Source organism: Scandinavium sp. UTDF21-P1B (assembly GCF_040750395.1).
Taxonomy (GTDB): domain Bacteria; phylum Pseudomonadota; class Gammaproteobacteria; order Enterobacterales; family Enterobacteriaceae; genus Scandinavium.
Map to the genome: position 1 here is coordinate 21,422 of NZ_JBFLVD010000029.1, position 23,181 is coordinate 44,602.

Annotated in this window: 21 protein-coding genes; 7 read left to right on the forward strand and 14 right to left on the reverse strand. The window is 54.3% G+C overall.

Going from position 1 to position 23,181, the window contains the following annotated elements; translation table 11 throughout:
• The 10 genes from skp to rpsB all read right to left on the reverse strand — a co-directional run bounded on the left by skp (position 1) and on the right by rpsB (position 10,825).
• On the reverse strand, positions 1-495 hold the full coding sequence (skp, locus tag AB1287_RS19830; RefSeq protein WP_312626231.1) for a molecular chaperone Skp: 495 nt from the start codon (positions 493-495) through the stop codon (positions 1-3).
• A gap of 123 nt (positions 496-618) precedes the next feature.
• A complete protein-coding gene (bamA, locus tag AB1287_RS19835; RefSeq protein ID WP_312626229.1) occupies positions 619-3,030 on the reverse strand; it encodes an outer membrane protein assembly factor BamA in 2,412 nt (803 codons plus the stop codon).
• 31 nt (positions 3,031-3,061) lie between these two features.
• Positions 3,062-4,417 carry a sigma E protease regulator RseP gene (rseP, locus tag AB1287_RS19840; RefSeq protein ID WP_435618852.1) on the reverse strand — a complete coding sequence of 452 codons (1,356 nt, stop codon included), beginning with the start codon at positions 4,415-4,417 and terminating at the stop codon, positions 3,062-3,064.
• Between the two features lie 11 nt (positions 4,418-4,428).
• The gene (gene cdsA / locus AB1287_RS19845) at positions 4,429-5,286 is read right to left on the reverse strand and encodes a phosphatidate cytidylyltransferase (protein ID WP_435618853.1); all 858 of its coding nucleotides are present in this window, start codon (positions 5,284-5,286) and stop codon (positions 4,429-4,431) included.
• Between the two features lie 12 nt (positions 5,287-5,298).
• Positions 5,299-6,057: a (2E,6E)-farnesyl-diphosphate-specific ditrans,polycis-undecaprenyl-diphosphate synthase gene (gene ispU, locus AB1287_RS19850; protein WP_312626225.1), complete on the reverse strand. Its 759-nt coding sequence runs from the start codon at positions 6,055-6,057 to the stop codon at positions 5,299-5,301.
• A 187-nt stretch (positions 6,058-6,244) separates the two neighbouring features.
• Positions 6,245-7,441, reverse strand: coding sequence for a 1-deoxy-D-xylulose-5-phosphate reductoisomerase (gene ispC, locus AB1287_RS19855; protein ID WP_312626224.1), 1,197 nt, complete (start codon positions 7,439-7,441; stop codon positions 6,245-6,247).
• Positions 7,442-7,533: 92 nt separating this feature from the next.
• Positions 7,534-8,091 (reverse strand): ribosome recycling factor, encoded by a 558-nt coding sequence (frr, locus tag AB1287_RS19860; protein WP_312626223.1) that lies wholly within the window; start codon positions 8,089-8,091, stop codon positions 7,534-7,536.
• Between the two features lie 163 nt (positions 8,092-8,254).
• On the reverse strand, positions 8,255-8,980 hold the full coding sequence (pyrH, locus tag AB1287_RS19865) for a UMP kinase (protein ID WP_312626222.1): 726 nt from the start codon (positions 8,978-8,980) through the stop codon (positions 8,255-8,257).
• Positions 8,981-9,130: 150 nt separating this feature from the next.
• Entirely contained in the window at positions 9,131-9,982 is an 852-nt protein-coding gene (tsf, locus tag AB1287_RS19870) for a translation elongation factor Ts (RefSeq protein ID WP_435618854.1), read from the reverse strand.
• A gap of 117 nt (positions 9,983-10,099) precedes the next feature.
• Positions 10,100-10,825, reverse strand: a complete 726-nt coding sequence (gene rpsB / locus AB1287_RS19875) for a 30S ribosomal protein S2 (protein ID WP_097162942.1) — start codon at positions 10,823-10,825, stop codon at positions 10,100-10,102.
• A gap of 322 nt (positions 10,826-11,147) precedes the next feature.
• On the opposite strand from rpsB, the gene map reads away from it, so the two are divergent.
• The 4 genes from map to AB1287_RS19895 all read left to right on the forward strand — a co-directional run bounded on the left by map (position 11,148) and on the right by AB1287_RS19895 (position 16,022).
• Positions 11,148-11,942, forward strand: a complete 795-nt coding sequence (map, locus tag AB1287_RS19880) for a type I methionyl aminopeptidase (RefSeq protein ID WP_312626220.1) — start codon at positions 11,148-11,150, stop codon at positions 11,940-11,942.
• 60 nt (positions 11,943-12,002) lie between these two features.
• A complete protein-coding gene (gene glnD, locus AB1287_RS19885) occupies positions 12,003-14,666 on the forward strand; it encodes a bifunctional uridylyltransferase/uridylyl-removing protein GlnD (RefSeq protein WP_435618855.1) in 2,664 nt (887 codons plus the stop codon).
• Positions 14,667-14,696: 30 nt separating this feature from the next.
• The gene (gene dapD, locus AB1287_RS19890) at positions 14,697-15,521 is read left to right on the forward strand and encodes a 2,3,4,5-tetrahydropyridine-2,6-dicarboxylate N-succinyltransferase (protein WP_097162939.1); all 825 of its coding nucleotides are present in this window, start codon (positions 14,697-14,699) and stop codon (positions 15,519-15,521) included.
• A gap of 111 nt (positions 15,522-15,632) precedes the next feature.
• Positions 15,633-16,022, forward strand: a complete 390-nt coding sequence (locus tag AB1287_RS19895; protein ID WP_154159731.1) for a DUF3461 family protein — start codon at positions 15,633-15,635, stop codon at positions 16,020-16,022.
• 106 nt (positions 16,023-16,128) lie between these two features.
• Here the strand turns inward: AB1287_RS19895 and cdaR are convergent, their stop codons facing one another.
• The 3 genes from cdaR to dgt form a co-directional block, all read right to left on the reverse strand.
• On the reverse strand, positions 16,129-17,289 hold the full coding sequence (gene cdaR, locus AB1287_RS19900) for a DNA-binding transcriptional regulator CdaR (RefSeq protein WP_435618856.1): 1,161 nt from the start codon (positions 17,287-17,289) through the stop codon (positions 16,129-16,131).
• A 166-nt stretch (positions 17,290-17,455) separates the two neighbouring features.
• On the reverse strand, positions 17,456-18,892 hold the full coding sequence (gene degP, locus AB1287_RS19905; RefSeq protein WP_435618857.1) for a serine endoprotease DegP: 1,437 nt from the start codon (positions 18,890-18,892) through the stop codon (positions 17,456-17,458).
• A gap of 139 nt (positions 18,893-19,031) precedes the next feature.
• Entirely contained in the window at positions 19,032-20,546 is a 1,515-nt protein-coding gene (gene dgt, locus AB1287_RS19910; protein ID WP_435618858.1) for a dGTPase, read from the reverse strand.
• Between the two features lie 74 nt (positions 20,547-20,620).
• Between dgt and mtnN the strand changes: the two genes are divergently transcribed.
• Genes mtnN through AB1287_RS19925 form a run of 3 tightly spaced genes read left to right on the forward strand, consistent with a single transcriptional unit; the run spans position 20,621 to position 22,750 of the window.
• On the forward strand, positions 20,621-21,319 hold the full coding sequence (mtnN, locus tag AB1287_RS19915) for a 5'-methylthioadenosine/S-adenosylhomocysteine nucleosidase (protein ID WP_312626211.1): 699 nt from the start codon (positions 20,621-20,623) through the stop codon (positions 21,317-21,319).
• Positions 21,312-22,112, forward strand: a complete 801-nt coding sequence (btuF, locus tag AB1287_RS19920) for a vitamin B12 ABC transporter substrate-binding protein BtuF (protein ID WP_435618859.1) — start codon at positions 21,312-21,314, stop codon at positions 22,110-22,112. Before mtnN ends, btuF begins: the two co-directional genes overlap by 8 nt.
• 14 nt (positions 22,113-22,126) lie before the next feature.
• Entirely contained in the window at positions 22,127-22,750 is a 624-nt protein-coding gene (locus AB1287_RS19925; RefSeq protein ID WP_312626208.1) for a TRIC cation channel family protein, read from the forward strand.
• A 45-nt stretch (positions 22,751-22,795) separates the two neighbouring features.
• On the opposite strand, the gene erpA is transcribed toward AB1287_RS19925, so the two are convergent.
• The gene (erpA, locus tag AB1287_RS19930; protein ID WP_097162931.1) at positions 22,796-23,140 is read right to left on the reverse strand and encodes an iron-sulfur cluster insertion protein ErpA; all 345 of its coding nucleotides are present in this window, start codon (positions 23,138-23,140) and stop codon (positions 22,796-22,798) included.
• Positions 23,141-23,181: the final 41 nt, after the last annotated feature.

The following is a 23,181-nucleotide window of genomic DNA, read 5'->3' on the forward strand; positions in this document are numbered from 1 at the left end:
TTATTTAACCTGTTTCAGCACATCAGCGGTGATGTCTTTCACGTCACTGCTGTTGTAAGCAACGGTATTTGCGTCAACAACCAGATCGATTTTCTGGTCAGCCGCTACGCTCTTCACTGCAGCCTGGATACGAGTCACCAGCTTACCGCGCTCTTCGTTAGAACGACGCGCACGATCCTGCTCAAACTGCTGGGCTTTCTGAGAGAAAGTCTGACGCTGAGCCATGATGTCTTTCTCCATTTTGCTGCGTTCGCTCGCTTTCATGGTAGATCCATCACGCTGCAGACGCTGCATTTTGGCCTGGAGATCGGATTCCTGGCTCTGCAGATCGCTTGCGCGGCCTTTAAACTCACTTTCCAGCTTCGCAGAAACACCGGTTTTCTGTGCAACCTGCTGGAACAGGCTACCCATGTTAACAATTGCAATTGTGTCTGCTGCTTGTGCAGACGCGGCCATTGCTAAACCCAGACCTGCAGCTACTAACCACTTTTTCACAATAAAACTCCTTACCATCCCATGAGTGCCCGAAGGCACCGTTCTTTGCGAAGTCATACAACCACGCGAGTGATCGTCAGATGTCATCGCTACACTGCACTAGCATTCCTTTGCACAAAGCAATTACCAGGTTTTACCAATGTTAAACTGGAATTGTTCTGCTTTGTCTCCCTCGTACTTTTTAAACGGCTGGGCGTAGGAGAAGACCAACGGCCCCAATGGAGACATCCATTGTAATGCGATACCGGCGGACATACGGATATTGCCCGGGTCGCCGTAATCCGGCACCCCTGCGGCCTGCATCTGCGCGGTGTTTTCCCAGTTAGTATCCCAGACGGTACCGGCATCCCAGAAGACGGAGGTACGGACTGAGTTAGCGTATTTATCACTGATAAACGGCGTTGGCACGATCAGCTCGGCGCTGGCGACGGCCATGGCGTTACCCCCGACTGCATCGTCGGATCGACATACGCCAGTTGAGGTGGTGCCGCAGTTATCCTGGTTCGGGCCGTAATAAACGGCTTTCGGACCGATGTTGTTCGACTGGAAACCACGCACGGTGCTTGAACCACCAGCATAGAAGTTCTCATAGAACGGCAGCTCTTTACCGCCTAAGCCATCGCCATAGCCCCAACGAGTACGTCCCAACAGGACCCACTTGTGATCGTCATCGATCGGGAAGTAGGACGCCGTATCGAGAGTGACTTTATAGAATTCGTTATCGGAACCTGGGATTGTCACTTTACCGTTCAGGTTGACGCGAGAACCGTCCGTCGGGAAGAAGCCACGGTCAAGGTGGTTATATGTCCACCCATAGTTGAACGTGAAGTCATCTGCCGAGAAATCGTTATCGTTCTTCGTGGTGCTGGCATCCTGACCAATCGAATCCAGATAACGGTTCATCGCCACCTGCGGCTGCATGTTGGACAGGTCGTTATGCACATAACCTAAGCCCGCGCGCAGCGTGTTGTACTCGTTGATTGGGAAGCCCAGCGTACCATCAAGGCCGTAGCTCTTGTTGGTGTACGAGGAAAGGTCCGCATCATCCGCTTTAAAGTCATTGTAGAAGATACGCCCGCCGAGGCTCACTCCATCCACCGTAAAGTACGGGTTGGTCACAGAAAACTCGGAATAGGTCTGATAGTCGTTTTTGGTGCCGTTAATGCCAACCGAGTAGCCTGTACCCAGCCAGTTATCCTGCTGAACGCCGACCTGGAAGCTGACGCCGCTTTCCGTACCGTAGCCCACACCGAAGTTGAAGCTACCGGTGTTACGTTCTTTCACCTTGTAAACCACATCAACCTGATCCGGGCTGCCCGGCACGCGCTGAGTGTCAACATCCACGGTTTCGAAGTAGCCCAGACGGTTCAGGCGATCCTTACCGGAATCGACCAAATCGCTGCCAAGCCACGCGCCTTCCATCTGACGCATTTCGCGACGCAGAACGGCATCTTTAGAAGTGTCGTTGCCTTCAAAGCGAATTTTACGTACATAGTAGCGGTTACCAGCATCAACGCTGACGTGCAGCTTAACGGTTTTATCCGCATCGTTGATTTCTGGCTGAGACTGTACGCGTGGGTAGGCGTAGCCGTAGCGACCAAGAAGTTTCTTGATGTTATCTTCCATTTTGGTCACTTTGGCGCCGTTATAGAGCTCACCTGGCTCTACTTTGGTCAGGCTTTCGATCTCCGCAGAGTGCCCCGCCAGGTTACCGTTCACCTCAACGCCCGACAGCTTGTACTGATCGCCTTCGGTGATGTTAATGGTGATGTAGATCCCTTTCTTGTCCGGCGTCAGGCTGACCTGAGTGGAGTCGATGTTGAAGCGTGCGTAGCCGCGATCCAGATAGTAGCTGCGCAGGGTTTCAAGGTCACCCGCCAGCTTCTGCTTCTGATATTTACGATCGCCGACCACGTTCCACCACGGCACTTCATCGCGCAGCTGGAAGGTGGAAATCAGTTCATCGGTGCTGAACGCATGGTTACCGACGATGTTGATCTGCTGAATTTTGGCTGAAACACCTTCCTGGAAGACCAGCTTGAGGTCAACGCGGTTACGCGGCAGCGGCGTAACAACGGCCTTAACGCTCGCGCTGTACTTACCGACGCTATAGTAGAAATCTTCCAGGCCTTTTTCGATATCCCCGAGCGTAGTACGGTCGAGAGATTCACCTACGCGGACGCCAGAGGCTTCGAGGTTCTGCTTCAGCATGTCATCTTTCACCGACTTATTGCCGGAGAAAGTGATGCTGGCAATCGTTGGGCGCTCTTTGACCTGCACCAGCAACGTATCGCCGTCACGCAGAACACGCACATCCTCGAAGTTGCCTGTGGCAAACAGCGCACGGATGGTGTTACTGATGTCTTCATCAGTCACCGTATCGCCGGGACGAACGGGCATGCTGAGGAGGGCCGCACCAACGGCGACTCGCTGCAAGCCTTCGAAATGAATATCCTTCACTACGAATCCGTCAGCACCGTATACGGTCGCGCTGCCGAAAAGCAGCGACGCTATGAGCAACTTTTTCATCGCCATCGTTATTATGCGTTCTTCCTAACACTCTCGCTTATAGCCGAGAGAAATCATTGAAAAGTGCAAGCCCCATTAACAGCACCAGCAGTATTGAGCCAATGCGATAACTAAAGTCTTGAACTCGCTCGGATACCGGCCCGCCCTTCAGCTTTTCAATCGCCAGGAAGAGCAGATGACCCCCGTCTAACACGGGAAGCGGGAACAGGTTGATAATGCCCAGATTCACACTGATGAGCGCAAGGAACATCAAATAGTAAATCAACCCAAACTCCGCTGACATCCCAGCCCCCTGAGCAATCGAAATTGGCCCACTGAGGTTGTTCAGTTTTACGTCACCGGTGATCAATTTCCCCAGCATCTGAACCGTTAACTTCATCAACTGCCAGGTTTTATCCGTGGCCTGGATGATGGCGGCAAACGGCCCGTACTGGCGCACTGTTTTATACTCATCGGGCAGCGGGATAATTTTTGGTACAACCCCTGCAAACCCTTCAGCTTTCCCTTTATTACCGGGCTTTGTGTCCGGCGTCAGCGTAACGGACAGAGCGCTGCCCTGTCGATCAACCTCGAGCGCCAGAGGCTTCCCGGGATTGTCGCGCACCAGAGTGACAAATGTCATCCACTGTGCCAGTGGCTGACCATCGACTTTAACGATCCTGTCGCCCGCTTGCAAACCTGCTTTTCGCGCGGCGGAGTCGTTTTGCACTTCAGCCAACACAGGTTCAATCTGCGCCCCACGCGGTCGAATCCCCAGTGACGTAACGGGATCCTCCTTGTCAGGCTCAAAAGCCCAGTGACGCAGATTAAGGATTTTATCCTGGCGCTGCTGCGTTCCGAAAGGGGCAACGGTCAGCGTGGTTTGCTCGTCGCCGATTTTGGTCACCAGCGCCAGACGGACTGCATCCCAATCAGGCGTTTCGATACCATCTACGGCTTTAAGTTCCGTACCAGGCGCAATTTGTGCTTCCGCAGCAATCGAATTGGGCGTTATTTCACCAATAACCGGGCGCACGCCGGGAACGCCGATGATAAACACCAGCCAGTAGGCGAAGATAGCAAACAGAAAATTCGCAACCGGACCGGCTGCAATGATGGCGGCCCGCTGGCCGACGGTTTTGTTGTTAAACGCAGAATGACGCATTTCCGGCGCAACCGGCTCAACGCGTTCATCCAGCATTTTGACGTAGCCGCCCAGAGGAATAAGGGCGATAACGTATTCGGTTCCCTGACGGTCAACGCGGCGCCAGAGCGCTTTCCCAAAACCAATGGAAAAACGCTCCACGCGTACGCCGCAGCGACGAGCAACCCAGAAATGACCAAATTCATGCACGGTGATCAGCACACCCAGTGCAACAATGAATGCCGCCAGATTCCAGAGAATGCTCAGCATAAACCCTTCCGTCAAATCGTCCTGAAGACTAAAAGTAGCAGGCAAGCAAAGACCGGCACCGCCGCCGTAAGGCTGTCGATTCGGTCAAGAATACCGCCATGTCCTGGAATCAAGTTCCCGCTGTCTTTGATACCGGCTTCACGTTTGAACATACTTTCGGTCAAATCACCCAGCACTGAAGCCAGCGCCGCGACCAGTGAACATGTCAGCAGCGTGACTGGTGCAACGTCCAGATCCACACACAGGCCGTAAACCCAGGAAATGACAGCCGCGGTAAACAGGCCACCAATAAAGCCTTGCCAGGTTTTACCTGGGGAGACTTTAGGGGCCAGTTTATGCTTACCAAACAGCTTGCCAAACATGTAAGCGCCGGAATCAGCGCCCCAAACCAGAATCATGATGTACAGCAACCAGACGGCTCCGCTGTAGTGATTCTCATCATAATGCCAGGCACGCAGCGCCAGCATTCCCCAGAAAAAAGGGATAATCGTTAGCAGACCGAACAGCAAACGTAACGCTTTAGAGTTTCGCCAAATCGCAGCGGAACCCGGATAAAATAGCACCAGCAGCAAGGCCGCAACCCACCATCCCATTGACGCCCAAAGGGCTCCTTCAACCAACGGCTGATGGACGTTATGATGATATTCCGGTAGCCAAAAGAGCATCGCGGCAAGTATTAACCCGCAAAGCACCGCCAGCCATACTCGCTGAGAGCGAGTTTTAAAACCGCTTAATTGACCCCATTCCCACGCCGCCAGCATACACACCACCAGCGTGACAATCGCGAAGGCGACAGGCGGCAGCAAAAACAGCGCCGCGATTACAACGGGTATTAAAACGAAAGCAGAGATCAGGCGATACTTCAGCAAGAGCTACCCCCATCAGGCTTTGTCGCCACCAGGCTCGGTGCCGCCGAAACGACGCTCTCGATTGGCAAAGGCATGCAGCGCACCTTCAAAGTCTTGTTCATCGAAATCAGGCCAAAGAACATCTGTAAAGTAAAGTTCGGCGTAGGCAATTTGCCAAAGCAAAAAGTTACTGATGCGATGCTCTCCCCCTGTCCTAATTACCAAATCTACGGGAGCCAGTTCATGCATACAGATTTGCTGCCCCAGCAAATCTTCGGTTATCTCTTCCGGACGCAGTTGCCCTTCCTGAACCTGTGCAGCCAGATGCTGAACTCCCTGGATGATATCCCAGCGTCCGCCGTAGTTCGCAGCAATGTTGAGCGTCAGGCCGGTATTATTCCCGGTCAACGCCTCTGCCTTACGGATACGCTCCTGTAATCGGGCGTTAAAGCGGCGGGTATCACCAATGATGCGCAAGCGAACGTTATGTTTGTGCAGGCTTTTGACTTCGCTATCCAGCGCCCAGACAAACAGCTCCATCAGCGCGCTGACTTCCTGCTCGGGGCGGTTCCAGTTTTCACTGCTGAAAGCGTAAAGGGTTAACGCCTTAATCCCGTTATTAGCTGCAAATGAGACGGCCCGGCGTACTGATTTCGCCCCCGCTTTATGACCGAAGGCGCGGATTTTTCCCTGTCTTTTCGCCCAGCGACCATTGCCGTCCATAATGATGGCCACATGCTGGCAGCCGTGGGCAGGCAGATTTTCGCTGATTGGTTGGTTAGCAGACAACATAACGCGTTATTAGTCCATGCAAAGGAATTAGCGGTACCGGAATACAGACGCTTAGCGCAAAAAAAGCCGTGCAAATCCACGGCTCACCTGATAACGCTTTGTCGTTACGGCGTTATCGAGTGGCGCAGACTATAACACTGAAGCCCAGCGCTAACAAATGAAGCCGCATTCGTTGGGCGGATAATCATCAGCTTGCGAGACGCGTCACCTGTTGGCTTGCAACGCTTCTGGCGTGAGCATCCACGCTCATGACCTCCTCAACGCTGGCAGGTTCCTGCAGATCCAGCGCGGAGAGCACAGCCAGATTGACGGCCGCAATATCCGTGAAGCGGATCTTCGACGTCAGAAACGCATCAACGCTCACTTCATTAGCGGCGTTCAGCGCCGTCGTTGCCGCCTGTCCGCGATCGAAAGCGTCCATCGCCAGCTTCAGGCACGGATAGCGCTGATAATCCGGCGCGGCAAAGGAGAGCTCGCTTAGCGCATAAAAATCCAGAGGCTTCACGCCGGAGGCCACGCGATTCGGCCAGGCCATGGTGTGCGCGATCGGCGTGCGCATATCAGGCTCACCAAGCTGCGCCAGCACGCTACCATCACGGTAGCGCACCATCGAATGGATCACGGACTGAGGATGGATAATGACTTCCATCTGGCTTGCCGAAGCGTTAAACAACCAACGCGCTTCAATGTATTCCAGACCTTTGTTCATCATGGTGGCGGAGTCGACGGAAATTTTACGTCCCATCGACCAGTTCGGATGGCGGCAAGCCTGATCCGGCGTCATAGCACGCAGATCGGACAGCGGCGTCTCGCGGAACGGGCCACCAGACCCGGTCAGCAGAATCGACAATACACCGTTCTGCTCCAGGGAAGCGTACCCCAGCTGATTTTGAATTGTTTCCGGTAAACTCTGAAAAATCGCGTTATGTTCGCTATCTACCGGCAGCAGTCTCGCCCCGCTCTCTTTTACCGCGTCCATAAACAGACGACCGCAGGTGACCAGCGACTCCTTGTTCGCCAGAAGGATAGTTTTTCCGGCCCGGATAGCGGCAAGCGTCGGCATCAGCCCGGCCGCCCCGACAATCGCTGCCATGACATGGTCAACATCATCCAGCGCCGCAACATCGCAGGCGGCCTGCTGTCCATTCAGCACTTCCGTTTGGCTACCATGCTCACGTAACGCCACAACCAGCGCGGCTGCGCTTTGTGCATCGTCCATCACGGCATACTGCGGAGAGAATTCCAGGCATTGCTCGACCATACGCTCGACGTTTTTACCCGCCACCAGAGCAGTAACGCTGAAAAGGTCGCGATTGTTACGCACCACGTCAAGCGTGCTGCAGCCAATAGAGCCCGTGGAACCCAGAATGGTTAAATGCTTCATGAAAAACCCGAAGAGAGAGGAACTAAAAAGCAAAACGCCGCCAGCAAAACCCGAAGGTTTCCTGAACGGCGTTCATCAGATTACGTCAGAAATCAGAACTGCATCAGTTCTGCTTCTTTCTCTGCCAGCGCCGCGTCCACTTTCTTGATCGCAGCGTCAGTCAGTTTCTGCACATCGTCCTGAGAACGACGGTCATCATCTTCGCTAATCTCTTTTTCTTTCAGCAGAGCTTTCACTTTGTCGTTCGCATCACGGCGTACGTTACGCACGGAAACACGAGCCTGCTCAGCTTCACCACGAACGATCTTCGTCAGATCTTTACGACGTTCTTCCGTCAGCGGAGGCAGCGGAACACGGATATCTGAACCCGCAGAGCTTGGGTTCAGGCCGAGATCGGAAGCCATGATCGCTTTCTCAACGGCCGGGCCCAGAGAGCGGTCAAACACGTTGATTTTCAGCGTACGGGAATCTTCTACGGTCACGCTTGCCAGCTGGCGCAGAGGAGTAGCCGCACCGTAGTATTCTACTACGATGCCGTCCAGCAGGCTTGGAGAAGCACGGCCGGTACGGATCTTGCTGATCTGGTTTTTGAATGACTCTACGCATTTTTCCATGCGTACTTCGGCATCTTTTCTGATATCGCTAATCACGTTACGAATCCTTGAAATCTTGTCTCAGGCTGACCATACAGCGCGCCCACGGTTTGCGAGTGTGCTAAGTATAGCCCGTATAAAACTTGCCGCCGCAAAGGGCCGCCCGGTAAGCGTCGCAAAAATAAAGCGGAATCTTACCCTGATTTGTGGCTGACGGAAATTATTCCGTAATTAAAGTACCTTCTTTCTCACCCATGACGACGCGACGCAGCGCGCCCGCTTTGTTCATGTTAAAGACACGAATCGGCAACTTGTGGTCACGAGCCAGCGTGAACGCGGCCAGATCCATCACTTTCAGCTCTTTATCCAGCACTTCTGCGTAGGTCAGCTGATCGTACATGGTCGCGGAAGGATCTTTTGCCGGATCGGCGGTAAATACACCATCAACTTTGGTGGCTTTCAGCACCACATCGGCTTCAATTTCGATCCCACGCAGGCAGGCTGCGGAGTCGGTGGTGAAGAACGGGTTACCGGTACCGGCGGAGAGAATCACCACACGGTTGTTGCGCAGCAGGCTGATAGCTTCGGCCCAGCTGTAGTTATCACACACGCCATTCAGCGGAATGGCGGACATCAGGCGGGCGTTCACATAGGCGCGGTGGAGTGCATCACGCATAGCCAGGCCGTTCATGACCGTCGCCAGCATGCCCATGTGGTCGCCCACAACGCGGTTCATACCCGCTTTTGCCAGACCCGCACCACGGAAAAGGTTACCGCCACCAATCACCACACCGACCTGGATCCCCAGTTCGACCAGCTCTTTAATTTCCTGCGCCATACGATCGAGAATGCTGGCATCGATACCGAAGCCTTCAGTTCCCTGCAGTGCTTCGCCACTGAGCTTAAGCAGAATGCGTTTGTAGACGGGTTTTGCATTGGTAGCCATATTTCTTTCCTGGGACTGTCAACGTTTGAGAAGGGTTATATCTGGCGACAAGAGTATGTCGCTCATCAGTGCAAGCCTATAGGAGCCTGGCTGATTTTCACTTGATGGGGCTCAAAAAGAAGCCGCCCTCAGGCGGCTCCTTTAAGAAAATTAAGACTGCTTGGACATCGCAGCAACTTCTGCTGCAAAGTCAGTCTCAACTTTCTCAATACCTTCGCCCACTTCGAAGCGGATGAAGTTAGTTACGGTCGCGTTATGCTCTTTCAGGAACTGACCCACGGTTTTGCTTGGATCCATAACGAAAGGCTGGCCGGTCAGAGAAACTTCGCCGGTGAATTTCTTCATGCGGCCTTCAACCATTTTCTCTGCGATTTCTTTTGGCTTGCCAGACTGCATGGCGATGTCCAGCTGAACCTGGTACTCTTTATCTACCACGTCAGCAGACACGTCTTCTGGGTTCACGAACTCAGGCTTGCTTGCAGCAACGTGCATTGCAACGTGCTTAACCAGCTCTTCGTCAGCGCCTTTAGCGGCAACCAGAACACCGATGCGAGCACCGTGCAGGTAGCTACCCAGAACGTCGCCTTCCAGTGCAGCAACGCGACGGATGTTGATGTTCTCACCGATTTTAGCAACCAGAGCAACACGCTCTTCTTCGAACTGCGCTTTCAGAACCTCAACGTCAGTGATTTTGCCAGCAACCGCTGCGTCCAGAACTTTGTTTGCGAAAGCCTGGAAACCGCCGTCTTTAGCAACGAAGTCAGTCTGGCAGTTAACTTCCAGAATGATACCGTAGTTGCCGTTGATCTTAGTGATGATCACGCCGTCAGCAGCCACGTTGCCTGCTTTCTTAGCCGCTTTGATCGCACCAGATTTACGCATGTTTTCGATTGCCAGCTCGATGTCGCCGTTCGCTTCGGTCAGCGCTTTTTTGCAATCCATCATGCCTGCGCCAGTACGTTCGCGCAGCTCTTTTACCAGGGAGGCGGTAATTTCAGCCATTCTAAAATCCTCGGGAAATGGTGACCGCCCGGCGTTCAGCCAAACGGTCTAAAAGTGAAAAAGGGGCCGCTAAGAGGGCCCCTATCCATACTCGGTACTAATAAGGGCTAAACCTTATTATTCAGCTTCTACGAAGCTTTCTTCCGCCTGAGAAGCCAGATCCTGAGAACGGCCTTCACGAACGGTCTGAGCAACGGCATTCAGGTACAGGTTAACTGCACGGATTGCATCGTCGTTACCAGGGATAACGAAGTCAACGCCGTCTGGATCAGAGTTGGTATCAACGATAGCAAATACCGGGATACCCAGGTTGTTTGCTTCTTTGATAGCGATGTGCTCGTGGTCAGCATCGATAACAAACAGTGCGTCCGGCAGGCCGCCCATGTCTTTGATACCGCCGAGGCTGTTTTCCAGCTTGCCCAGTTCACGAGTACGCATCAGCGCTTCTTTCTTGGTCAGCTTGTCGAAGGTGCCGTCCTGAGACTGAGTTTCCAGGTCTTTCAGACGTTTGATAGACTGACGAACGGTTTTCCAGTTAGTCAGCATACCGCCCAACCAGCGATGGTTCACGAAGAACTGGTCGCAGTTGTTAGCAGCTTCTTTTACCGCTTCGCTTGCAGCACGTTTAGTACCAACGAAAAGGATTTTACCTTTGCGAGAAGAGATCTTGTTCAGTTCAGCCAGAGCTTCGTTGAACATTGGTACAGTTTTCTCAAGGTTGATGATGTGAACTTTGTTACGCGCGCCGAAGATGAAAGGCTTCATTTTCGGGTTCCAGTAACGGGTCTGGTGACCAAAGTGAACACCAGCCTTGAGCATGTCGCGCATGGAAACAGTTGCCATGTTTAAAACCTCTATATAGAAAGTTGGGGTTATGCCTCCACGTATCCCATACAACCGACCCCGAAGGGCACCCCGGCGTATGTGCCGATACGTGTGTGTTATTACACAAAGTGAGATTAGTCGCTGCCAGACCGTTTCTGTGTATAGCAAACGGAATGGAAGTTCGGCGCGCTTTATACCATAAATCGAGCGTGGAAACCAATAAATGTTGGCGCTGAGTGCTGTTAATGATTCTCAATTTGGCACGAGGTGCGGCGGGCTGTTACCATTGACGGCACTTACACTAGTATTGCCGATAAATCGGCCCTGATGGACAGAATTCATGGCTATCTCTATTAAGACCCCCGAAGAAATTGAAAAAATGCGCGTGGCGGGCCGACTGGCCGCTGAAGTGCTGGAAATGATCGAGCCCTTTATCAAACCCGGCGTCAGCACCGGCGAACTGGACCGCATTTGCAACGACTATATCGTTAACGAGCAGCACGCGGTTTCCGCCTGCCTCGGCTATCACGGTTTTCCGAAATCCGTCTGCATCTCTATTAATGAAGTGGTGTGCCACGGTATTCCGGACGACGAAAAGCTGCTGAAAGATGGCGATATCGTCAACATCGACGTTACGGTCATTAAAGACGAATATCACGGCGATACTTCGAAGATGTTTATCGTTGGTAAACCAACTATCCTCGGCGAGCGTCTGTGCCGCGTCACGCAGGAAAGCCTTTATCTGGCGCTGAAGATGGTAAAACCAGGCATTCGCCTGCGCACTCTCGGCGCGGCGATTCAGAAATTTGCTGAAGCAGAAGGCTTCTCCGTGGTGCGTGAATATTGTGGTCACGGTATCGGCCGCGTGTTCCATGAAGAGCCGCAGGTGCTGCACTATGATGCCGACGACGGCGGCGTGGTGCTGCAAAAAGGCATGACCTTCACCATCGAGCCGATGGTGAACTCTGGCGATTACCGCATCCGCACCATGAAAGACGGCTGGACGGTGAAAACCAAGGACCGGAGCTTGTCTGCGCAGTACGAGCATACTATTGTGGTGACAGACAACGGCTGCGAAATACTGACGTTACGCAAGGATGACACCATCCCGGCGATAATCTCGCACAACGAATGATGAAAAGCCGGCGCAAGCCGGTTTTTTTATGGGTAATTGTTTTTTCTTATGGGTGGCGCAATGAGCAATTCCTTACCTGACACAACCTTACCTGTTCTGCCAGGACAGCCGGAAAACCCGGCCACCTGGGCCGAGTCGGCGCTGGATTGCGCCAGTATCAAAGCGCGCCTCGACGCATTCCAGCGCTGGCTGGGTGAAGCCTTCGACAACGGCACATCGGCCGAACAGCTGATGACCACCCGAACAGAATTTATCGATCAGATGCTCCAGCGCCTGTGGCTGCATTACGGTTTTGGTGATGCCGAGGATACGGCGCTGGTCGCCGTTGGCGGTTACGGTCGCGGTGAGCTGCACCCACTCTCTGACATCGACCTGCTGATCCTCAGCCGCAAAAAGCTGCCCGACGACCTGGCGCAGAAGATTGGCGAACTGCTGACGCTGCTATGGGATCTGAAACTGGAAGTCGGCCACAGCGTGCGAACCCTGGAAGAGTGCCTGCTCGAAGGTTTGTCTGACCTGACCGTCGCCACCAACCTGATTGAATCCCGCCTGCTGATTGGCGACGTCGCCCTGTTTCTGGAACTGCAAAAACATATCTTCAGCGAAGGCTTCTGGCCATCGGAGAAGTTCTTTGCCGCCAAAGTGGAAGAGCAGAACGAGCGCCACCAGCGCTACCACGGAACCAGCTACAATCTCGAGCCGGATATCAAAAGCAGCCCCGGCGGCCTGCGCGATATCCACACGCTGCAATGGGTGGCGCGCCGCCACTTCGGCGCCACGTCGCTGGATGAAATGGTCGGCTTTGGTTTCCTCACTGAAGCAGAACGTAATGAGCTTAACGAGTGTCTGCACCTGCTGTGGCGTATTCGTTTTGCGCTGCATCTGGAAATAAACCGCTACGACAACCGCCTGCTCTTTGACCGTCAGTTAAACGTTGCCCAGCGCCTGAACTACAGCGGGGAAGGAAACGAGCCCGTTGAGCAGATGATGAAAGACTTCTATCGTGTCACCCGTCGGGTCAGCGAGCTTAATCAAATGCTGCTTCAGCTCTTTGACGAAGCGATTCTTGCCCTCACCGCTGATGAAAAACCACGTCCGATTGACGACGATTTTCAGCTGCGAGGCACGCTTATCGATCTGCGTGACGACAGCCTGTTTATGCGTGAACCGCAGGCTATCCTGCGCATGTTCCATATCATGGTGCGTAACAGCAGCATTACCGGTATCTATTCGACCACGCTGCGCCATCTGCGCCATGCCCGCCGTCACCTGAGCCAGCCGCTGTGCTATATCCCGGAAGCGCGTGAACTGTTTCTGAGCATGCTTCGCCACCAGGGCGCGGTCAGCCGTGGGCTGCTGCCGATGCACCGCCACAGCGTGCTGTGGGCCTACATGCCGCAGTGGTCGCACATTGTCGGCCAGATGCAGTTCGACCTGTTTCATGCTTATACCGTCGACGAGCATACGATTCGCGTGCTGCTAAAACTGGAAAGCTTTGCCAAAGAGGAAACCCGCTCACGCCATCCGCTTTGCGTGGAGCTGTGGCCGCGCCTGAATCACCCGGAGCTGATCCTGATTGCCGCCCTCTTCCACGATATCGCCAAAGGCCGCGGCGGCGATCATTCGATTCTTGGCGCACAGGACGTACTGAAATTCGCCGAGCTGCACGGGCTGAATTCCCGCGAAACGCAGCTGGTCGCCTGGCTGGTGCGCCATCATCTGCTGATGTCCGTAACGGCCCAGCGCCGTGATATTCAGGATCCGGAAGTGATCAAGCAGTTTGCCGAAGAGGTGCAGACGGAAAACCGCCTGCGCTATCTGGTCTGCCTCACCGTAGCCGATATCTGCGCCACCAACGAAACCCTGTGGAACAGCTGGAAGCAAAGCCTGCTGCGCGAACTCTACTTCGCCACCGAAAAGCAGCTGCGCCGCGGCATGCAAAGCACGCCGGATATGCGCGAGCGGGTACGTCACCACCAATTGCAGGCGCTGGCCCTGCTGCGCATGGACAATATCGACGAAGAAGCATTGCATCAGATCTGGTCGCGCTGCCGGGCGAACTACTTCGTGCGCCACACGCCAAACCAGCTGGCGTGGCATGCCCGGCACCTGCTGAAGCATGACCTGACGAAGCCAATGATCCTGCTGAGCCCGCAGGCCACGCGCGGCGGTACGGAAATTTTCATCTGGAGTCCTGACAGGCCTTACCTGTTCGCCGCCGTCTGCGCAGAGCTCGACCGCCGCAACCTCAGCGTCCACGACGCACAAATCTTCACCACCCGCGACGGTATGGCGATGGATACCTTTATTGTGCTCGAGCCAGACGGCAGCCCGCTTTCCCCCGACAGGCACGAAGCGATTCGTCAGGGCCTGGAGCAGGCAATTACTATGCGTAGCTGGCAACCACCAGCCCCTCGTCGCCAGCCGGCAAAACTTCGCCATTTTACCGTCGACACCGAGGTCAATTTCCTGCCAACCCATACCGACAGAAAATCATTCCTCGAACTGATTGCGCTCGATCAGCCAGGGCTCCTGGCGCGCGTCGGCCAGGTCTTCGCCGATCTCGGAATTTCACTCCACGGGGCGAGAATTACGACAATTGGTGAACGAGTAGAAGATTTATTTATAATCGCGACAGCGGACCGGCGTGCCCTTAATAATGAGCTGCAGCTGGAAGTGCAACAGCGGTTGACAGAGGCCCTCAATCCAAACGATAAAGGGTAGTGTGTTTTTTTTAATGGAAAGAGTTTAACAATGCAGCAGTTACAGAACGTTATTGAGACCGCTTTTGAGCGCCGTGCCGACATCACGCCGGCGAATGTAGATACCGTGACCCGTGAAGCGGTTAACCAGGTGATTTCCCTGCTGGATTCCGGCGCACTGCGCGTCGCGGAGAAGATTGACGGTCAGTGGGTAACGCATCAGTGGCTGAAGAAAGCGGTTCTGCTCTCTTTCCGTATTAACGATAACCAGGTCATTGACGGCGCGGAGAGCCGCTACTTCGATAAAGTCCCGATGAAATTCGCCGACTACGACGAAGCACGTTTCCAGAAAGAAGGTTTCCGCGTAGTGCCACCTGCGGCGGTACGCCAGGGCGCATTCATCGCACGTAACACCGTGCTTATGCCATCCTACGTGAACATCGGTGCCTACGTTGACGAAGGTTCAATGGTAGACACCTGGGCAACCGTCGGTTCCTGTGCGCAGATCGGTAAAAACGTTCACCTGTCCGGCGGCGTCGGCATCGGCGGCGTGCTTGAGCCGCTGCAGGCTAACCCGACCATCATCGAAGACAACTGCTTCATCGGCGCACGCTCCGAAGTGGTTGAGGGCGTGATTGTTGAAGAAGGCTCCGTCATCTCCATGGGCGTATACATCGGTCAGAGCACCAAAATTTACGATCGCGAAACCGGCGAAGTCTTCTACGGCCGCGTACCGGCGGGCTCCGTTGTCGTTTCCGGCAACCTGCCGTCAAAAGATGGCAAATACAGCCTCTACTGTGCGGTTATCGTGAAGAAAGTGGACGCGAAAACGCGCGGTAAAGTGGGTATCAACGAGCTGCTGCGCACCATCGACTAAACGAGTCGTTCAAAAAGCGGGGGCAACCCCGCTTTTTTTATATCTGCCGCTGGCGAAAATAGATTTTTTCGTTAATTATTCAAAGGTTATGTTTAATTCAAGGATACCGCTATGTACGACAATCTGAAAAGTTTGGGCATTACCAATCCTGATGAAATCGATCGTTACAGCCTCCGGCAGGAAGCCAATAACGATATCCTGAAAATCTATTTTCATAAGGATAAAGGTGAGTTTTTCGCAAAAAGCGTGAAGTTCAAATATCCGCGCCAGCGTAAAACCGTTGTTGCCGATGGCGTAGGCCAGGGTTACAAAGAGGTTCAGGAGATCAGCCCGAATCTGCGCTATGTGATTGATGAACTGGATCAGCTGTGCAAACGCGATCGCACGGAAGTGGATCTGAAGCGCAAGATCCTCGACGATCTGCGCCATCTGGAAAGCGTGGTGGCGAATAAGATCAGCGAAATTGAATCCGATCTCGAGAAGCTAACCCGAAATAAATAAGTGCGGTAATGAGGGAATTGTGTGGTCTGATGCCCTCACCCCAGCCCTCTCCCACAGGGAGAGGGAGAAAACACTAAAAACGGCAACCAACATTGCCGTTTTACATTTACCTCCGCTGTTCATCCAGCTGTAAAGCCACATACAGCAACAGCCGGTCGTCAAAACGCCCTAAATCTAATCCCGTCAGCTCAGAAATACGGTTCAGCCGGTACTCCAGCGTATTGCGGTGAATAAATAGCGCCTTAGACGTTGCCAGCGGCTGCACGTTATGACGAAACCAGGCGGCAAGCGTGCGTCTCAGCAATCCGTTGTTATCCATCGCTTTTAGTTTCACCAGAGGTCGTGCCAGTTCATTGGCCTGCCAGCCACCGCGCAGGCTGTCGAGCAGCACGGGCAGCATCAGATCCTGATAGAAGTAGCTGCGGCTTTCCGGCATACGCTGCTTGCCAACCATAAGGGTCGTGCGCGCAGTACGGTACGACCGTGCAATGCTGCCCTCGCCGGTAAAAAAGTTGCCCAGCGCGACGCGAAACCGCAGCTGGCCGTTCTCTTTCATCCGCGCAATCAGCTGTTCGACACGCTTGCGGTGATCTTCCGCATCCCAGCGACCAAAGCTGTTAAGCGCGGGTTTCAGCACCACCATTTCCGTTAACGACACAATGGCGACCAGGTTATTCCTCTCCGGTACGGTCAGCGCAGTTTGCAGCTGCTGTAATTCTGCCATCGCGCTATCCACACCGAGCTGGCCGCTGTCGACCTCCACCACCGCAACCACGCGTGGCTGATTAAGATCGATTCCCAGGCGCTGCGCCCATTCGGTCAGCGCGGGCGTCTGCTCTTCAGCCTGTATCAGGTTCATCACCAGCTCTTCACGCAGGCGCGTATCCTGCGCCAGCAGATGCATCAGCCGCGACTGTTCCAGCATCATTTCAGCCGTCATACACACCAGCTCACCGTATTTCCGCAGCTGGGCCGGTTCTCCCGTCAGGCCAATCACGCCAACAATTTCCCCTTCCAGGCGCAGCGGCAGGTTGATCCCCTGGCGAACACCGTGAAGGTGGCGCGCTACGGCGTCGTCAATATCCACAACGCGACCCTGAGAAAGCACCAGCAGCGCACCTTCGTGCAATTCACCAATGCGTTCACGATCGCCGCTGCCGATAATCCGCCCACGTGCGTCCATGACGTTAATATTGGTATCAATAATGCGCATGGTGCGCGCCACGATATCCTGCGCCATTTTGGTATCAAGATGCCAGCCAGCCATAACAACCCCTCCCGTCAGCAGGAGAACAGCATAGAGAAGCGCCTCAGCGCCTGCATTGTGCAAATGCCCAAACCGCGGAGAGGAAGTATGGAGATGTGGGAAAGTTCACAGAAAAGCAGAAGGGAAAGCAAAGCGCCCTTCTCCGGCTGGAGAAGGGCGTTGAGGATTACTGCATCAACAGATAGATAGTGCTGTCACCGCGCTGAATGTTCAGCGCCAGGACGGACGGCTTGCTGTCGAAGAGCTTACGCAGGTCAGCAATGTTTTTTACAGCCTGCTGGTTAGCGCCGATAATCACATCGCCTTTTTTCAGACCAATTTGCGCTGCCTGTGAGCCCGCTTTCACGTTGCTCACCACCACGCCTTTGTCATTGCCTTTGTTGCTCATCTCGGCGCCATCAATGCCGCTGAAGATAGTGTTGGAATCCACCTGCGTCTGGCTGCTCTGCTGCAGTTCGAGGCTGACGGTCACCGGCTTGCCGTCGCGCACCAGGCCAAGCTCGATTTTGCTGCCCACAGGCATAGTGCCAACCTGAGCACGCAGCGCCGAGAAGCTGCTGATAGGCTTGCCGTTCAGCGAGGTGATCACATCCCCGGCTTTAATTCCCGCCTTCGCCGCAGAAGAATTTGGCAGCACCTGGCTTACGAAAGCACCACGCTGTGCGTCGACTTTCATCGCTTTCGCGAGGTCAGAGCTCAGCTCGGTGCCCATAATGCCCAGCTCGCCGCGCTTAACCTGGCCATATTTCACCATCTGGCCAGTCAGGCTTTGCACCATGTTACTTGGAATAGCGAAGCCGATACCGATGTTGCCACCGTCAGGTGCCAGAATCGCGGTGTTAATCCCGATCAGCTCACCGTTAAGGTTCACCAGCGCACCGCCGGAGTTCCCGCGGTTGATTGCCGCATCGGTCTGGATAAAGTTTTCATAGTTTTCGACGTTCAGGCCACTACGACCCAGCGCCGAAACGATACCGGAAGTCACGGTTTCGCCCAGGCCAAACGGGTTACCGATAGCCACGGTGTAATCCCCTACGCGCAGCGCGTCGGAGTCAGCGATTTTAATGGCGGTCAGGTTTTTCGGATCCTGAATCTGAATCAGAGCAATATCGGAACGCGGATCTTTGCCGACCACTTTCGCATCAAACTTACGGCCGTCGCTCAGAGACACCTTGATGGTGTTGGCGTTATCCACCACGTGGTTATTGGTGACCACGTAGCCCTTCGCGGCATCAATAATAACGCCGGAACCCAGCGCCATGAATTTTTCCTGCTGGCTGCCGCCGTTACCGCCAGGACCACCCTGCCCGCCCTGACAGAACGGTGAGTTCTGGAACGGGGAACCGTCCTGGCAGAACGGTGAATTATCCCCGAAGAACTGCTGGAAGTTGCGCCCCATGCGCGGGGTGTTCACCGTGGTGCTACCCTCCACATTGATGCTCACAACGGAAGGCATCACTTTTTCCAGCATCGGCGCCAGACTCGGCATCGGCTGGGCGGCGGTTGCCGCGGACGATGTTTCCGCAGCCGATGCGGACAGCGGGGACAGGGCCAGACCTAAACTCAGCGCCAGAGCACTCATTGCTAATGTGGTTTTTTTCATGTCTCGTCATCTCAAATGTCAGATAAAGCAAAAGTTGCTGTGTACGTGACTGTCAGAGTCAATTTATTACGCGAAGTTCCGGATTTAAGTCTCTGGAAAAAGTAAAAAATTATTGTCCGTCTTTACAAAACTCAGCGCATTATTCCACAGCCATCAGTCGGCGATATTCATCCCATGCATAGAGATCCGTCATGCCGCTGATATAATCCTGGATCAGGCGACAGCGGTAATAGTACTCCATGAGTGGATACTCAGCGGCATCGCATGGGATTTTATTCACCGCTTCAACATAGGCCAGCCGGTGTCGTGTTGAGAGCTTCTGGAACAAACGGCTTTCAATAGGCAAATGGCGAAGCCGCTCTTTTTCCACCAGCTCATTGAAATCCGCGAGAGATAATTTTAGCAGCGGCTGGTAGATCTCCAGCAGCCCGCTGATAACGCGGTATCCCTGCAGTTCCAGCTGCTCAACGTCCGGATGACTGAACACCTGTTTAATGGCGACATTTTTATATAATTCAAGTAGCTGGCTAAAGTCGCTGTCATCTTCCAGCAGCGCATGATTGAAATCCCCGGCAAATATCTGCGGCAGATTATCGATAAATCGCTGCGCCGCAAACGGCACCAGCTTATTCAGCGTATTGACCCGCAAATACATAAAGAACTGATCTTCAGTGCTACGGCTCAGCGTATTAGAGCGAGATTTCTCCCAGGCGTTTTCGACAACCTGAGAGAACAAGCAACCTTTTTCGTGGGCACCCCATGCGTCATATAAATGCTGATAGAGTTGCTCCACGCTGAAGATGCGTTTTTCCACGGCATCTTCAAGATCGGCCACGCAATAAGAAATATCGTCGGCAGCTTCCATAATCCACGTCAATGGAAAGCGGCTGTAAGGGGCCAAATCAAGTTCTTTACGTAATCTTGAAATATAGGCTTCTTCGGCGAAATAGTAGCCAGGTTTCTTCATTAAATAGCTGTGGCTTTCCGGCGGATTTCCCCGCCACCAGGCAGGACGAGTGTACTTCAGAATACAGCCCACCTGTGACCAGGTGAGGTTCATGCGCATCAGGGTATGCACCAGGCGAATGCCCTGGGCGTTACCCTCAAACTGGCACAAATCCTGGCGCACGCGGCGACGTAATTCATTCAGCGTATCTTCGCCGTCACGCAGGCGCAGCGAATCGATCAGACAACGATCCTCACTTAGCGGCTGGCTGGCCGCATCGCCGGGCCACAGCAGCTTGCGAAACCAGTCGTTGATCGCCGCTTCGCCAAAATGTCCGAACGGCGGATTGCCGATATCGTGCATCAGGCAGGCCATCTCAACGATGCTTTCAAACGGCCCGGTGAGTTCATCAAGACCGTAAACTTCCAGCAGCTTGCGCTCCTTCAGGCGGCTCAGCACTTCTTTGGCGATATAGCGCCCGACCTGCTGTACTTCCAGAGAGTGCGTCAGCCGCGTACGCACCGCAGCGTTGCGCTCCAGCGGGAAGACTTGCGTTTTCTGCTGCAGGCGGCGAATAGCCGGAGAATTGATAATTCGCCCGCGATCGCTTTCAAAAATGCGCAGGATTTCATGCTCCGTCGCCGCGCCCTGTGGCGAACGGTAACGTCGGTGCCAGTTTATCTTTGTGCGAAAATCAATTGTGGCCATAGCCTCTCCCGGTCCGGAAATGCGTGCTCCATGATAAACTATGCCTTTAAACCCAAAACATCGCGAGTAAATCTATGAAAATCGGCATTATTGGTGCAATGGAAGAAGAAGTGACGCTGCTGCGTGACAAGATCCAGAACCGTCAGACCCTCACCATTGGCGGCAGCGAAATCTACACCGGCCAGCTAAACGGCGCTGACGTTGCGCTGCTGAAATCAGGGATCGGCAAAGTGGCCGCCGCGATGGGGGCTGCCCTGCTGATTGAACTGTGCAAGCCAGACGCCATCATCAACACCGGTTCTGCGGGCGGTCTCGCATCAACGCTGAAAGTCGGCGATATCGTGGTCTCCGATGAAACCCGCTATCACGATGCCGACGTCACCGCGTTCGGCTACGAATACGGCCAGCTTCCGGGCTGCCCGGCAGCGTTTGCCGCCGACAGCAAACTGATCGAAGCAGCGGAAAGCTGCATCAAACAGCTCAACCTGAATGCGGTACGTGGCCTGATCGTCAGCGGTGACGCATTCATCAATGGCTCCGTTGGCCTGGCCAAAATTCGCCACAACTTCCCGCAGGCCGTTGCCGTCGAAATGGAAGCCACCGCTATCGCGCACGTTTGCCACAACTTCGGTGTGCCGTTCGTGGTCGTTCGCGCCATTTCTGACGTGGCCGATCAGCAGTCGCACCTGAGCTTCGACGAGTTCCTCGCCGTCGCCGCCAAACAGTCCAGCCTGATGGTGGAAACCCTGGTTCAGAACCTGGCGAATGCGTAAGCACCTCACTTCAGGGTTTATCGCCCTTCTGTTGACCCTTCCGGCGTGGCTGATGGCTGCGCCGAGGGTTATCTCCCTCTCCCCCGCTAACACCGAGCTGGCATTTGCCGCAGGCATTACGCCTGTCGGCGTGAGCAGTTTTTCGGATTTCCCACCTGAGGCCAAAGGGATTGAAGAAGTCGCCAACTGGCAGGGAATGAATCTCGAGCGTATCGTCTCACTTAACCCCGATGTGGTGCTGGCATGGCGCGGCGGTAATGCTGAACGGCAGGTGAACCAGCTGAGTGCGTTGGGGATCAAAATAATCTGGGTCGAGACGAGCAGCGTGGAGCAAATTGCCGACACGCTACAGCAGCTCGCGGCATGGAGCCCAAAACCACAGCAGGCAAAGCTTGCCGCAAAATCTCTGCGCGATGAATTTGCCGCACTGAAGCGTGCACACGCTCACGACAGCAAGAGAACCGTTTTCCTGCAATTTGGCACTAACCCCCTCTTTACCAGTAATAAAGACTCCATCCAGAACGAAATTATCGAGGCCTGCGGCGGCAACAATATCTTCGCCAACAGCCGGGTGCCCTGGCCACAGGTCAGCCGTGAGCAGGTGCTGGCACGCCAGCCTCAGCTGATTATTACTGCAGGCAGCAAGGCTGAAGGCAACAAAATTGAAAGCTACTGGTGGGGTCAACTCAACATTCCGGTGATTCCTGTGAACAGCGACTGGTTTGAACGTGCATCCCCGCGTATTATCCTCGCCGCAAAACAGCTCTGCACCGCGATGGCGCAGGTCAATTAACGGGAAACGGATCAATGCTTGTCTATTGGCTGGATATTGTCGGGACCGCCGTATTTGCCATCTCCGGCGTGCTGCTGGCCGGTAAACTACGGATGGATCCTTTTGGCGTGCTGGTGCTTGGCGTGGTCACCGCCGTCGGTGGCGGGACCATTCGTGATATGGCGCTGGCCAACGGCCCGGTGTTCTGGGTGAAAGACCCTACCGATCTGGTCGTGGCGATGGTCACCAGCATGCTGACCATCCTGCTGGTACGTCAGCCTCGCCGTTTACCCAAATGGATTTTGCCAGTGCTGGATGCCGTAGGCCTTGCGGTGTTTGTTGGCATCGGGGTTAACAAAGCCTTTATTGCCGGAACCGGACCGATGGTCGCCATCTGCATGGGCGTGATCACTGGCGTCGGCGGCGGCATTATTCGCGACGTGCTGGCACGAGAAGTGCCTATGATCCTGCGAACTGAAATCTACGCCACGGCCTGTATTGTCGGGGGAATTGTGCATGCCACAGCCCATTACACGTTTAACATGTCGCTGGAAAACGCCGCCATGTTCGGCATGCTGGTGACGCTGATGATACGCCTTGCGGCCATTCGCTGGCACCTGAAGCTGCCGACGTTTGCGCTGGATGAAAACAGCAGATAGCAAAAAGCCGCTGAAATCAGCGGCTTTTTTGTGTCGGCATCATTCTCAGACGCTAAACGAAGACCCGCACCCACAGGTGCTTTTGGCGTTCGGGTTGGTCACGATAAAGCGTGAACCTTCCAGACCTTCGGTGTAATCCACAGAGCCACCAACCAGATATTGCAGGCTCATCGGGTCGACCACCAGGCCAACGCCCTGTTTCTCAATGGTCATGTCACCGTCGTTGATCTGATCGTCAAAGGTGAAGCCGTACTGGAACCCGCTGCAACCACCGCCGGTGATATAGACGCGCAGTTTCAGATTCGGATTGTCTTCATCGGCAATCAGGTTTTTTACTTTGCTGGCGGCCGCGTCAGTAAACTGCAGCGGCAGCGCTACGTCATCACTCATTTCTTACTCCAGTTAATTCACCAGGCCTGACAACTCGCCGG